This window comes from Hanstruepera neustonica (assembly GCF_002895005.1).
GTDB classification, from domain to species: Bacteria; Bacteroidota; Bacteroidia; order Flavobacteriales; family Flavobacteriaceae; genus Hanstruepera; species Hanstruepera neustonica.
The window spans coordinates 81599-94760 of sequence record NZ_POWF01000007.1 but is presented as its reverse complement, the minus strand read 5'-3'; the positions used below and the strand labels follow the sequence as shown (position 1 = coordinate 94760).

General features: G+C 36.1%; 12 protein-coding genes. 8 read left to right on the top strand and 4 right to left on the bottom strand.

All coding sequences use genetic code 11. The features are described from left to right. Both ggt and C1T31_RS10680 read right to left on the bottom strand, forming a co-directional pair. Complete coding sequence (ggt, locus tag C1T31_RS10685) at positions 1–1698, bottom strand: gamma-glutamyltransferase (RefSeq protein WP_103052490.1); 1698 nt, start codon at positions 1696–1698, stop codon at positions 1–3. Then, positions 1695–2303: an acyl carrier protein phosphodiesterase gene (locus tag C1T31_RS10680; protein ID WP_103052489.1), complete on the bottom strand. Its 609-nt coding sequence runs from the start codon at positions 2301–2303 to the stop codon at positions 1695–1697. The genes ggt and C1T31_RS10680 overlap by 4 nt, the downstream gene beginning before the upstream one ends. A 72-nt stretch (positions 2304–2375) precedes the next feature. On the opposite strand from C1T31_RS10680, the gene glmM reads away from it, so the two are divergent. Further along, positions 2376–3764, top strand: a complete 1389-nt coding sequence (gene glmM / locus C1T31_RS10675; RefSeq protein WP_103052488.1) for a phosphoglucosamine mutase — start codon at positions 2376–2378, stop codon at positions 3762–3764. Positions 3765–3792: 28 nt separating this feature from the next. Then, a complete protein-coding gene (locus C1T31_RS10670) occupies positions 3793–5298 on the top strand; it encodes an aminotransferase class V-fold PLP-dependent enzyme (RefSeq protein ID WP_103052487.1) in 1506 nt (501 codons plus the stop codon). Here the strand turns inward: C1T31_RS10670 and C1T31_RS10665 are convergent. After that, positions 5295–6176: a lysophospholipid acyltransferase family protein gene (locus tag C1T31_RS10665; protein WP_103052486.1), complete on the bottom strand. Its 882-nt coding sequence runs from the start codon at positions 6174–6176 to the stop codon at positions 5295–5297. The two genes, C1T31_RS10670 and C1T31_RS10665, sit on opposite strands and share 4 nt — an antisense overlap. Before the next feature lie 62 nt (positions 6177–6238). Between C1T31_RS10665 and C1T31_RS10660 the strand changes: the two genes are divergently transcribed. Then, on the top strand, positions 6239–6889 hold the full coding sequence (locus C1T31_RS10660; protein WP_103052485.1) for a rhomboid family intramembrane serine protease: 651 nt from the start codon (positions 6239–6241) through the stop codon (positions 6887–6889). Positions 6890–6900: 11 nt separating this feature from the next. Here the strand turns inward: C1T31_RS10660 and C1T31_RS10655 are convergent, their stop codons facing one another. Continuing rightward, positions 6901–8028, bottom strand: coding sequence for a TlpA disulfide reductase family protein (locus tag C1T31_RS10655; protein ID WP_103052484.1), 1128 nt, complete (start codon positions 8026–8028; stop codon positions 6901–6903). Positions 8029–8139: 111 nt separating this feature from the next. Between C1T31_RS10655 and mnmE the strand changes: the two genes are divergently transcribed. The 5 genes from mnmE to C1T31_RS10630 all read left to right on the top strand — a co-directional run bounded on the left by mnmE (position 8140) and on the right by C1T31_RS10630 (position 13065). Next, the gene (gene mnmE, locus C1T31_RS10650; RefSeq protein WP_103052483.1) at positions 8140–9531 is read left to right on the top strand and encodes a tRNA uridine-5-carboxymethylaminomethyl(34) synthesis GTPase MnmE; all 1392 of its coding nucleotides are present in this window, start codon (positions 8140–8142) and stop codon (positions 9529–9531) included. Positions 9532–9694: 163 nt separating this feature from the next. After that, positions 9695–10114 (top strand): helix-turn-helix domain-containing protein, encoded by a 420-nt coding sequence (locus C1T31_RS10645; RefSeq protein ID WP_243398935.1) that lies wholly within the window; start codon positions 9695–9697, stop codon positions 10112–10114. A gap of 6 nt (positions 10115–10120) precedes the next feature. Continuing rightward, the gene (locus tag C1T31_RS10640; RefSeq protein ID WP_243398934.1) at positions 10121–10390 is read left to right on the top strand and encodes an Arm DNA-binding domain-containing protein; all 270 of its coding nucleotides are present in this window, start codon (positions 10121–10123) and stop codon (positions 10388–10390) included. Between the two features lie 243 nt (positions 10391–10633). Further along, positions 10634–11725 (top strand): sensor histidine kinase, encoded by a 1092-nt coding sequence (locus C1T31_RS10635; protein ID WP_103052482.1) that lies wholly within the window; start codon positions 10634–10636, stop codon positions 11723–11725. 8 nt (positions 11726–11733) lie between these two features. After that, on the top strand, positions 11734–13065 hold the full coding sequence (locus C1T31_RS10630) for a sigma-54-dependent transcriptional regulator (RefSeq protein ID WP_103052610.1): 1332 nt from the start codon (positions 11734–11736) through the stop codon (positions 13063–13065). The last annotated feature ends 97 nt before the right edge of the window (positions 13066–13162 follow it).

The following is a 13162-nucleotide window of genomic DNA, read 5'->3' as shown; positions in this document are numbered from 1 at the left end:
TTAAAAACCGACTGCTGTGTCGTCCCCTCTTTTATCGGCTCCACCTTCTAAATGGCCATTTTTTAAAACTAAAATACCAACCATATTCCCGAGACTTGGATTATCATAATCTGTAACTTGGTATCCCAAATCTTCGATTTCACGTTTAAAAGTATTTGAAAATTTTTTTTCTTCAAATTGAACAACATCTGGTAACCATTGGTGGTGAAATCGTGGCGCATCTACAGCGTCCTGCATGCTCATGCCAAATTCATGTACATTCAAAATTGTTTGCAGAACAGAAGTAATTATGGTTGAACCACCTCTCGTTCCAAGTACCATGTAAAGCATGCCATTTTTTTCTACAATCGTAGGTGTCATGCTACTTAACATACGTTTTTCTGGAGCTATGTTGTTGGCTTCAGCTCCAACAAGACCAAACATATTGGGCTCTCCAGGTTTAGAACTAAAATCGTCCATTTCATTATTTAGAAAAAAACCTAACTCGCTGCAATACAACTTACTACCATAAGCACCATTTATAGTTGTAGTAACAGAAACAGCATTTCCAAAAGAATCTATAATTGAAAAATGAGTAGTTTCATTGCTTTCTGAAAATTCTATGCTACCATGAGATATATCTGTTGAAGGTGTTGGTTTAGTAAAGGTAAATGTATCCATGCGATTTTGTAAATATAAACTATCAGTGATTTTATCTAATGGGATATCAACAAAATCAGGATCACCTAAATAATAACTGCGGTCTGCAAATGCTCTACGCTCGGCTTCAACAATAACTTGTATGGTTTTTTTTGAATTGTGCCCATATTCATGAATGTCATAGGGTTCAATCATTTTCATAATTTGAGCTAGACAAACCCCACCACTTGATGGCGGAGACATAGAAATAATTTTTAAGCTATCGTATTTAAAAACAATTGGTTTTCGCCAGACAGGTTTATATTTTTTAAGATCTTCCATAGTAAAAGATCCACCATTCTCATTAATGAAATCAACTAGTTTTTTAGCTGTTTCTCCTTCATAAAATTCAGAAGGGCCATTTATTTTTATACGTTCAAGAGTGGAGGCTAATGCAGAATAGTAAATGGTATCTCCAGTCTTCCAAATTTCATCAAATATTATGGAATCCTTATTCACTTCACGAAAGAGAGGCTGATATTTTTTTATGCGTTGTTCTTGTTTTTCGGTAACCACAACACCTCTCTTGGCTAAATCTATAGCTGGCTGAACAATATCTTCTAGAGGTAATGTTCCAAAGCGCTGATGAGTTTCAAAAATTCCAGCAATACTTCCAGGGACACCTACAGCCAATGCACCTAAAGTGCTTTTATTTGGAACAACGTTGCCATTTTCATCTAAATACATATTTTTTGATGCGGCTAATGGTGCTTTTTCTCGATAGTCTAATGCTCCAATTTCACCTGAATTTAGACGATATACCATGAAACCACCACCACCAATATTACCAGCATAGGGAAATGCAACGGCTAAAGCCAATTCTGTTGCTGCCAAAGCATCAAAAGCATTACCGCCTTTTTTTAAGATGTCTGATCCAATTTGGGATGCTTCTTCGCGAGCGGAAACAACCATAGCTTGTTGAGTAATCAATCCATGAGTTTTGGTATGGGTTGAAGGTGTATGATCTTTGCAGGCTATTAACGTTGCCAAAAGAAAGAAAAAAATTAAATGTTTTTTCATGGATTGGTCTTTAATTTTTGGGTTATCTCGGCTAATTTATCTTTTGAAAAGGTTATCAATTCCTCAAAGAAAGTTGAGAATTCTTCTTCAAATTCTGAATAGTAGGCAATGAGTTCAGTTGTAGCCATATTCATTTTCGATTTGTTTTTTGTGCGTCTATTCATACCATTCAATACTTGCTGAATACCATCAATGTTGGCATAGTTCAAAAGCCAATTTTCCGAAATCATAAAAGGCATCATTTTTTGTATTCTTGCAGGAAGTATATCAAAGTGCTTTTCCAAAGAGCAATAAAAATTCTCAACATAGCTGTCTAATGCAGTTTCAGAATACGCTTTCCAGTTTTTGGCCAGAAAATGATCGTAAAGGATATCGACAATGACACCGCTATAATGACTATAGTTTTTGTGCAACCGTTTGGTGCTTTGTCTCACAATGGGATGTGAATCCGTAAAGGTGTCAATTTCCCGATGCAATAAGATACCGATTTGCAGATCAACAGGGTAGTTTTTATACTTTTTCCCGCGAATACCATCCGCCATGAAATTTCCAATGGTAACCAGTTCATTATCGCCAGAAAGATAAATATGCGCAAGAAAATTCATTATTCGAATTTACGAATTCGTATCATAGAAAACATACAGAAAACTTATATTTGTTCAAATTTAAAAAATCGTATGACGCTTATAAAATCAATTTCAGGAATTAGAGGAACCATTGGAGGTCAGGTAGGAGATAATTTAACACCTATTGATGCTGTAAAGTTTGCTTCTGCTTATGGGGTGTGGCTCAAACAGCAACGCAATAAGGAGAACTACCGTGTGGTTGTTGGCAGAGATGCTCGCATATCTGGCGAAATGATTCAAAATTTGGTAATGAACACCTTGGTTGGCCTTGGAATTCATGTGATTGATTTAGGATTGTCAACCACTCCTACGGTTGAAGTGGCCGTGCCCATGGAGCATGCTGATGGCGGTATCATTTTGACTGCCAGTCATAACCCTAAACAATGGAATGCTTTAAAGCTATTGAATAGTAAAGGTGAATTTTTGGATGGTGTTGAAGGTTCTAAAATTTTGGAAATTGCCGAACAGGAAAGTATGACTTTTTCCGATGTGGATAGTTTAGGAAAGATTACCAAAAATCAGGCTTATATTGACATGCACATTGACGAGGTTTTAAAAATGCCTTTGGTTAATAAAAAAGCCATAGAGCATGCTAATTTTAAAGTGGTTGTTGATGGCGTCAATTCTACGGGCGGAATTGCTATTCCGCTATTATTAGACCGTTTGGGAGTGCACACCGTTAAATTGTATTGTGAACCTAATGGTCATTTTCCTCATAACCCAGAGCCCCTGAAGGAGCATTTGTCAGATTTATCACAAATGGTTGTCAAGGAGCGAGCCGATTTAGGGATTGTGGTAGACCCTGATGTTGATAGACTGGCATTCATGGATGAAAAGGGTGAAATGTTTGGTGAAGAATATACCTTGGTGGCCTGTGCTGACTATGTATTGAGTAAAACACCAGGGAATACAGTGAGTAACATGAGCTCCACAAGAGCTTTACGCGATGTAACCGAAAAGCACGGAGGCTCATATCAAGCCAGTGCTGTTGGAGAAGTGAATGTAGTGGCCTTAATGAAGCAGAATCAGGCCATTATTGGTGGAGAAGGAAACGGTGGTATTATTTATCCAGAACTACATTATGGTCGAGATGCTTTAGTTGGAGTAGCTTTATTTTTAAGTTTATTGGCTGAAAAGAAAATGACTACCAGTGAACTTCGCGCAACATACCCTAATTACTTTATGAGTAAAAAGAAGATTGAGTTAACACCGAGTTTGGATGTAGATGCGCTGCTTAAAATCATGGAGGCCAAATACGCTCATGAGAACCTAACCACCATAGATGGTGTTAAAATTGATTTTTCTGATAGCTGGGTGCATTTAAGAAAAAGTAATACGGAACCGATTATCAGAGTCTATACGGAGGCACCTTCGCAGCTTGAAGCAGATAGTTTAGCAGATAAAATCATATCTGAAATTAAAGCAGTGGCTAATATTTAGTATTTTTGTAGCGTTCAAATTCGTCAGTATGTCCTTAACAATACCAAATACCAAGAAGTCCATAGATTTAGAGGCCTATTTCAATGACTTTAGAAATAATATTATTGGAATAGACCAAGAGTTTGAATCGCCTTTTGGAAAGAAAAAAATCGTTTATACAGACTGGACAGCTTCAGGGAGATTATATAGGCCTATTGAAGAAAAACTGTGTAATGAATTTGGACCTTTCGTGGCCAACACACATACAGAAACAACGGTTTCTGGAACGGCGATGACAAAAGCGTATCACGAAGCTAAACACATCATAAAATCCCATGTCAACTGCAATGAAGATGATGTATTAATTGTTTCTGGCAACGGAATGACTGGTGTCGTCAACAAATTCCAAAGAATTTTAGGTTTAAAAGTCCCTGAAAACCTTAAAAAATTTACCGAAATACCGGCAGAATTGTGCCCAGTGGTTTTTGTATCTCATATGGAGCATCACTCCAACCAAACGACATGGTTAGAAACTATTGCAAAGGTAGAGGTCATTCCACCGGGTGAAGATGGTTTATTCAGTCTTGATAATTTGGAGAAATTGCTGATTGAATATCAGGACCGTACTATAAAAATAGCTTCTATTGTTCATGGTTCCAATGTAACTGGAATTCAAAATCCCGTACATCAGGTTGCTGAATTAATGCACAATCATGGTGGCGTATGTTTCGTCGATTATGCTTGTTCGGCTCCCTATGTCAATATCAATATGCACCCAAAAAATGAAAAACAAGCTTTGGATGCCATTTTCTTTTCACCTCATAAGTTTTTAGGTGGTCCAGGGTCATCTGGTGTACTTATTTTCAACAAGAAATTGTACAAAAACATGATTCCTGATTGTCCTGGAGGTGGTACTGTAAGTTGGACCAATCCTTGGGGTGAGCATAAGTATATTGATAATATTGAGGATCGTGAGGATGGCGGCACACCAGGTTTTTTACAAACTATCAGAACAGCTCTGGCCATCAAACTCAAAGAGCAAATGGGTGTCAAAAACATGTTGGATCGTGAACACCAAATCATAGACTATATTTTCAATAAACTAAAACCTATTGAAAACATTAATATTTTGGCTGGTCAACACCAAGACCGTTTGGGCGTTATTTCTTTTTATATTGATGATTTGCATTATAATTTGGGTGTCAAACTTTTGAACGACCGATTCGGCATTCAAACCAGAGGAGGTTGTAGTTGTGCCGGAACTTATGGGCATTATTTATTGCATGTGGACTATGAAACCTCACATGAGTTGACACAGGAAATTTCATTGGGTGAGTTGACCCGAAAGCCAGGATGGATAAGGCTATCCATACATCCTACAACCACCGATGCAGAAGTTAGAAAGGTATGCGAAAGTATCATTGAATTGGCTCAAAACCATCAGGAATGGGCAAAGGAATATGATTATGACAAATGTACCAATGAATTCAATCATCGATCTTTAGTAGATACGACCGAAGAAGACCTGACCTTAAAAAACTGGTTTAAACTTTAATTCGGCTTTTTGCCTCGATGTTTCCAACGTTTATGTGTCCAGAGATAATATTCAGGAGCCTTGCGAATTTGTTTTTCTAGTTCCCGTGTAAACTTATCCGTTATTTCGTAATCTGGATATTCTCTAGCGTTTTCTGCAAGTGTGATGAATTCAGCTTCGTAATAACCGCGTTTTACTTTTTCGATTTTTAAATATGTTACTGATAAGTCTAATTCTTTGGCAATTTTTTCAGCACCTGTAAAACAAGGTACTTTAATCCCCATAAATTTGGTCCAGTAATATTTTTTAAAGTTTTTAGGAGATTGATCACTTAAAAAAGCTATTACAGATTTTACGTTTTGACTTTCATAATCTGTTATTTTAGCAATGGCTTTTTTAGTATCAATGAGTTCTGTATTATAGCGCGAGCGAAGCTTACGAGCCAATTTGTCAAAATATTTATTGGCAATGGTTTTATAAATCCCAATTCCTTTCATTGAAATATGATTCTCAACCACAAAAGACCATTCATAGCTGGCATAATGACCGTACATAACTACAATACTTTTGTTTAGAGCCTCAAGTTGTTGAAGGCGTTCGGGATTCTTGATTATGAAACGCTTGTTTAACTGTTTTCGTGATATGGTCAATGTCTTGATCATTTCTAAAAACATATCACACATGTGGTGATAAAACTTTTTGGAAATGGTTTTAAGTTCATGGTCGGACTTTTTTGGAAATACCAGCTTTAGGTTTTCCTTTACCGTTTTTCGGCGATACCCAATGATGTAAAAAAGCAGGACGTAAACAAAATCGGAAAACAAGTATAATAACCTAAACGGCAATAAGGATATTAGCCACAAAAAAGGATAAATTAGAATGTAAGCAAGAAATTGCATGAATAAGTTATAGATTTGCAGTGACAAATATAGACTATATTCTATTTAAACATTTACTATTTATGGGCAATTTAAGTTTGATTACCATCATTATCATAGCAGCTAATGTCATTATTTCATTCAAGGCTTTTGGTGATTATGGTTTCTTTGAAAAGTATAAGTTTAATGTTGGTGCTGTCAGGCGAGGAGAGCAGATACGTATGTTTAGTTCAGGGTTTCTGCATGTGGACAATGCGCACTTATTTTTCAACATGTTCACCTTGTATTTTTTTGCCGATGTGGTTATCGATTACCTGGGTAGTTTTAAATTTTTAATTATTTATATAGGCAGTTTGCTATTGGGAAATTTATTGTCGCTCTATTTTCACAAGGATGAATACCATTACAGTGCCGTTGGAGCCAGTGGTGCAGTTACAGGCATCATATATTCGGCTATTTTGTTGCAGCCAGATATGAGTTTATATATGTTCTTTATTCCCATACCAATTCCAGCCTACATATTTGGTGTTGGCTATTTATTGTATTCAATTTATGGCATGAAAAACCGAATTGGTAACATAGGACATGATGCTCATTTTGGAGGGGCTCTAGGTGGTTATATTATAACGTTGATATTGGCTTCTTGGTTATTTGAAACCCATTTGTTAATGATAGGTCTATTGGCATTGCCCATCGTTCTGCTATTTCTATTAAAGAAGATGGGGAAAATATAAACTATTTCAACTTAATCCAATAATTCTGAAATCTTTTGTTCTAGCGCGTCACCACGAAGATTTTTTGCTATTATTTTGCCTCCACTGTCCAAGATAAAAGTTGCAGGAATAGAATTGATATTGTATTGCTTGGCCACAGGGTCATTAAAATATTCTAAATTAGAGACATGATGCCAGTTCAAACTATCCTTTGCAATGGCATCCAGCCAAGCATTTTTTGGATTATTTTGTCTATTGCTTCCATCTAAAGAGACACCAATTATTTCTAACCCTTTATCGTGATATTTATTATAAACTTTGACCACATTAGGATTTTCCTTTCTACAAGGACCGCACCATGATGCCCAAAAGTCCACAATGGTTACTTTTCCCATGATATCTTCTAATGCAATCATATTGCCTTCAGGGTCTGGTGCACTAAATTTGGGTGCAACACTACCAACTTCGGTTGCCAGCGTGGCATCAACAACACGTTTTACTTCTTTTGCTGAACGACTAGCCTTAACATTATCTGTGAAATTATTATATAACTCATTGGCTAGACTGACAGTGACAGCTTTTGCATTAAGAAAATCTTCTAGAAAAATGGCACTGGTAACAGCATCATTGTACTCTCTAATGTACTTCATGCATTGATTATTATTTAACTTAACTAAACTGTCATAAGTTTTTCGGATAGCCTGCATAGTTTCCATGTCACCTTTACTTCTAGCAACTTTAAATTTTTCTGTCAATTTTGCATTTTCCTTTTTAAGCGGTTTAGCAAAATCCTGATAAATATTGAATATGGCATTTTCCTTGCCTCCAGTTACAATAGAAGCGTCTAAAGTGTCTTTATTGAAATCAATATTTATGACATCATTTTCTACAATTAATGGCAATGCACCTGGGTAAGTATCAATAAAAATGTAATACATATCAGGCGATTCAACTTTACCTTTTAATTGTAGCTTCCCATTGTTGATAATGGTAGAATCAACGGTATAGGAACCAGAACGCGCAATTCTAGATAATTTGATTTTACGGCCACTGTAATACGAATCAATTTTGCCATTAATCACAAAACCATCGGGTTTACTTTCTTTTTCACAAGATATAAAACCAATTGCCAATGCTAGAATTAAAAGTTTTTTGAACATGATATGCTTTTTTAGTTGTGCAAATATAAGAGTTAAAGCCAAAATGCGATGTTAAGATTAACCTAATATCTGGCATGAATTTATGTGCCTACTATTTACTATTTTTGTGCCATGATACAAAATGATACCATAGTTGCTTTGGCGACTCCTTCTGGGGCAGGAGCTATAGCTATTATTAGATTGTCTGGAAATAAGGCCATCAGTATGGTTTCAGATTGTTTTCAATCGGTTACCAGTAAGAAGCAATTGTCGCAACAAAAAACACATACCATTCATCTGGGACATATTGTGGATCGGCAGAAAACCATAGATGAGGTTTTGGTATCCATTTTTAAAAACCCACACTCATATACAGGTGAAGATGTGGTTGAAATCAGTTGTCATGGTTCGCCGTACATCCAGCAGGAAATTATTCAATTGTTCTTGCGAAAAGGTTGTCGTATGGCTGATGCCGGTGAGTTTACCTTACGGGCTTTCTTAAATGGAAAGCTGGATTTAAGCCAGGCTGAAGCGGTAGCCGATCTTATTGCCAGCGATAATGAAGCCTCTCATCAAATAGCTATGCAACAAATGCGCGGTGGTTTTTCTTCTGAAATTGCCAAACTTCGTGAGGAACTCTTGAATTTTGCCTCCTTGATTGAATTGGAATTGGATTTTGCAGAAGAAGATGTGGAGTTTGCAGACAGAACCCAATTCAAAGTCTTAATTGACCGAATTACTTTTGTACTTAAACGGTTGATAGATTCCTTTGCAGTTGGTAATGTGATAAAAAATGGCATTCCAGTTGCTATTGTCGGAGAACCCAATGTTGGTAAATCAACTCTTTTGAATGCCTTGTTAAACGAAGAACGGGCTATTGTTTCGGAAATTGCTGGAACGACAAGAGATACTATAGAGGATGAGATTTCCATAGGTGGTATCGGATTTCGATTTATAGACACGGCGGGTATTCGAGAAACACAAGATGTTGTGGAAAGTATTGGTATCAAAAAAACCTTTGAAAAAATAGAGCAATCGCAAGTCACCATTTATTTGTTTGATAGTTTTAAGGGTATTTCCAATTTAAAGGCTATCAAATTGGAGATTGAAAAAATAAAAAATAAGTATCCTCAAAAACCGCTACTCATCATTGCTAATAAGATAGATAAACTGGATGATGTTCAGTTGGCAGAACTGCAAAACCAGATTGATGGTGTGCAATTACTATCAGCAAAAACAGGGTTTGGTGTGGAGCAATTAACTAACTCCCTTCTAAATTTAATTAACACAGGAGCGCTTCGAAATAATGAAACCATTGTAACCAACACACGGCATTATGATGCACTTCTTAAAGCCTTTGAAGAAATACAAAAAGTGAAGCATGGTCTGGAGTCGGGATTGTCTGGTGATTTGATGGCCATTGATATTCGCCAGGCTTTATACCATTTTGGTGAAATTACCGGTGAGATTACTAATGATGACCTATTGGGTAATATTTTTGCCAATTTTTGTATCGGGAAGTAACTTACTTTCTTTTTATTGTTAATGTGTTGATTTTATTGACTTTACGTATTTTTATCTTCTCTTTTTTGTTGCTTTTTTGCTCTTTTTTAACTAAATTTGTTGTATATCTGTTGCCTTAAATACGGATTTGTTGCCAAAATCTGTTGGCTAAAAGATTGGCGAAATGATGCACCATATTGCCCCACGTTGCACCATAACGCTACATAAAGCACCATTTATGAGCAGTAATTTATACATCCCAAAAACCTGTAAACATTGCGGTAATGCTTTTACAGCACGTACAACAGTAACTAAATACTGTGGTGATACTTGCGCTAAAAAAGCTTATAAGGCACGTAAGCGTAAAGAAAAGATTCAAGCTACCCTTTCTGAAGATATTCAGCAGCAAAGAGTAGCTGTTCAAGTTTCCAATACCAACGCAGTAAACAATAAGGATTTTTTAAGTGTTACTGAAGCTTCACAATTGATTGGTGTAAGTAGATGGACCATTCAAAGAATGATTCAACAAGGACGTTTAAAAGCGGTCCCTTTTGGAAGAAAGCGTATTGTGGCCAGATGGCAAATAGAAAACCTTTTTAATTAGCATCCTATGAAAGTAACATTAAGACAACGCAAAAAAAATGATAAAATAAGTCTGTATTTAGATTACTATCATAAAGGAAAACGCAAAACCGAGTATTTACGGTTATATCTTACGCCTAATCCTAAAACAAAAACAGAAAGAGAGGTTAACAAGAAAACCAAGCAATTAGCAGAAACCATTTGCGCACAACGCCAAATAGAAATACAAAATGGTATTTATGGCTTTCCATTTCCAATAAAAGTAAGTATGAGTAGCCCAAATGAAGATGCTTTTTAGGATGATAATATTATAACAGAATTGCTTACCCAAGTATTCCAGTTTAGCAGACTGTATTGGAAATCTTTAAAACCTCAAAACGTACCAATAACCATTAGATACCCAGAAATGGTAGCACAATTAGTACCTCGTTTCAAAAATGATATTAAAGAGGAAGCAAAAAATAAATTGTGGTTTTTGTAAAATATTGGGTAGATGTTAAAATTAAGTTTATTTTAAAGTGAAATAAAAATGTTTCGTCACATGAGTACTTCAGAACAACAATTAAAAGAGCGTATCAAAGAATTAACCTGCCTCTATGAAGTGACATCTATTATTGTAAATGCCGATTTTGACCAGCTGGAACAAACCTTAAAGGCAATTGCTTACAGTTTAAAAAAAGCATTTCAATATCCCGAAAAGACAGAGATTTCCATAGAAACACCATCTATAAATATAAACACCGAACCATTAAATAAAACCAATCCAACAATCGTCAGTTCCATTTTAATTTTTAATGATACCAAAGGGCGTATCATCGCATCCTTTAACGCTTCAGCTTTAAAAGCAGACAAATTTCTAGAAGAAGAAACATTATTGCTAGACAATGTCGCCTTAAAAATTGGCAATCTTTTGGAGCGTATCGACATCAAAAATAGTGAGTTGTCAATGAAGCGTCAAATGGAACGTACCGACCGTCTTGCCATTTTGGGTGAACTCACGGCTGGAATTGCTCACGAACTCAACACGCCTCTGGCCAATATTCTAGGTTTTGCAGAGCTTTTACAATCAAGATTGGAAAAAGATGAACAAGCTCTAAATGACCTCGATAAAATCATTACAAATGCCATATTTTCAAGAGAGGTTGTTAAAAAACTGATGTTCTTTACTTGCACAATGCCACAGGAAATGAAGCATATTAATCTAGTAAGTATTATTAAGGAATCAATAAAATTACTGGAACCAACATTTCGCAAAAGTAAAGTAAAATATATTGTTAAAATTGAAGATGAAAATTTGATGCTGCGTGCAGATACTGTGCAAATAACACAAATTATGTTCAATCTACTGATGAATGCTATTTATTTTTCTCCAAAAAATGGCTTGGTTACCATAGAGGCCAAACAGAATGAGAAACACATTATTCTTAAAATCTCGGATCAAGGCATAGGGTTTGGGGAAATGGATGTAGACAAAGTGTTTCAACCATTTTACACCACTAAACCAATGGGAGAAGGATCAGGGCTGGGGTTAAGTGTCGTACATGGTATTGTGGCTTCACACAAAGGACATATAACGGCAGAAAATAACATAAAAAAAGGTGCTATCTTTACAGTGACACTTCCAAAAAACTAATGCTAGCTATGCAACTACGCAAAGAAAATATCTTAATTGTTGATGACGATGTTAACATTCTAGAACTCTTGCACCGTCACTTGCAATCTTGGCATTATCACGTTTTTAAAGCCATATCGGTTAAAGAAGCAGTCTCCATTTTAAGGGATACACAAATCGATTTATTGATTACAGATTTAAAAATGCCCGAAGTGGATGGTTTCGAACTCATAAAATTTGTGTCTGAACATTATCCAAAATTACCAAAACTCGTCGTCACAGGCTATCCGTCCATTCAAGATTCCTTGGCAGCTATTAAATCCGGAGTGGTAGAGTATTTAACCAAACCATTTACAAAGGATGAGTTAAAGGCTGCAATTGATAAATCTATGGTCACTTCACAAAAAACACCAACGAAAGAAGATAGACCCAAGGAAGCAAATACCAAAGCCTACGGAGATATCATCGGGAATTCAGAAAAAATAAATGACGTAATCCAAGTTATTGAGCGTATAAAAGATAATAAGGCAACTATTTTTATCAAAGGCGAAAGTGGTACAGGTAAAGAATTGGTAGCCCGAGCTATTCACTATCAGGGCAAATTCTCAAGAGCCCCATTTGTCGCAGTTAATTGTGGTGCTATTCCAGAAAATTTGTTGGAAGCGGAACTGTTCGGCTATTTAAAGGGTGCTTTTACAGGAGCCGAAACCAATAGAGAAGGGTTTTTCCAAGCAGCTGATGGTGGCACTATTTTTTTGGATGAGATAGGTAATGCATCATTGCCTGTTCAATCAAGATTGCTTCGTGTCCTGCAGGAAAAAGAAGTAGTGCGAGTTGGTTCCACAAAAGCAGAAAAAATAGACGTGCGTATCATTGCAGCTACAAACAGCGATTTAAAGGAGATGATAAAAAAACAAAACTTCAGGGAAGATTTGTTTTACCGTTTAACTGTCGTTGAAATCGAAATTGCTCCACTACGTGAACGCAAAGAGGACATCCAATTATTAGTGGACAAATTCCTATTTAAATATGGAGTAGAGTATAAAGATAGATTTGTAAAAATCACTCCGGAAGCTCTGGAAATTTTAGAACGTTACGATTGGCCTGGTAATGTTAGAGAACTTGAAAATATTATTCAGCGTGCAGTTATTATGTGCGATAAAGTTATTGAAGTCCAGCATTTACCCGAACACTTAAAGTATAACTTAAACTTACCTTCCGATGAACTCGTTCCACTACGAGTAATGGAAAAAAAATACATTCAAAAAGTACTGAAAGCTACTGATAACAATAAATCAAAAGCAGCAGAAATTCTTCAAATAGACCGAAAGACCATTCGGCAAAAACTTGCAGACCAATAAGATTAGGTTTGATACTTTTTTACCCAACTGGGTAATTATACCCCAGTTTCTCCAATTTTAAAATTACAACCAAATATGCTCAAAACCCTTTTAAATA

Excerpts from the sequence above, each read along its gene's own strand:
- ggt (WP_103052490.1), bottom strand. The coding sequence starts at position 1,698 with ATGAAAAAACATTTAATTTTTTTCTTTCTTTTGGCAACGTTAATAGCC.
- C1T31_RS10665 (WP_103052486.1), bottom strand. The coding sequence starts at position 6,176 with ATGCAATTTCTTGCTTACATTCTAATTTATCCTTTTTTGTGGCTAATA.
- mnmE (WP_103052483.1), top strand. The coding sequence starts at position 8,140 with ATGATACAAAATGATACCATAGTTGCTTTGGCGACTCCTTCTGGGGCA.
- C1T31_RS10635 (WP_103052482.1), top strand. The coding sequence starts at position 10,634 with ATGAGTACTTCAGAACAACAATTAAAAGAGCGTATCAAAGAATTAACC.
- C1T31_RS10670 (WP_103052487.1), top strand. The coding sequence starts at position 3,793 with ATGTCCTTAACAATACCAAATACCAAGAAGTCCATAGATTTAGAGGCC.
- C1T31_RS10660 (WP_103052485.1), top strand. The coding sequence starts at position 6,239 with ATGGGCAATTTAAGTTTGATTACCATCATTATCATAGCAGCTAATGTC.
- C1T31_RS10645 (WP_243398935.1), top strand. The coding sequence starts at position 9,695 with ATGATGCACCATATTGCCCCACGTTGCACCATAACGCTACATAAAGCA.
- C1T31_RS10630 (WP_103052610.1), top strand. The coding sequence starts at position 11,734 with ATGCAACTACGCAAAGAAAATATCTTAATTGTTGATGACGATGTTAAC.
- C1T31_RS10680 (WP_103052489.1), bottom strand. The coding sequence starts at position 2,303 with ATGAATTTTCTTGCGCATATTTATCTTTCTGGCGATAATGAACTGGTT.
- C1T31_RS10655 (WP_103052484.1), bottom strand. The coding sequence starts at position 8,028 with ATGTTCAAAAAACTTTTAATTCTAGCATTGGCAATTGGTTTTATATCT.
- C1T31_RS10640 (WP_243398934.1), top strand. The coding sequence starts at position 10,121 with ATGAAAGTAACATTAAGACAACGCAAAAAAAATGATAAAATAAGTCTG.
- glmM (WP_103052488.1), top strand. The coding sequence starts at position 2,376 with ATGACGCTTATAAAATCAATTTCAGGAATTAGAGGAACCATTGGAGGT.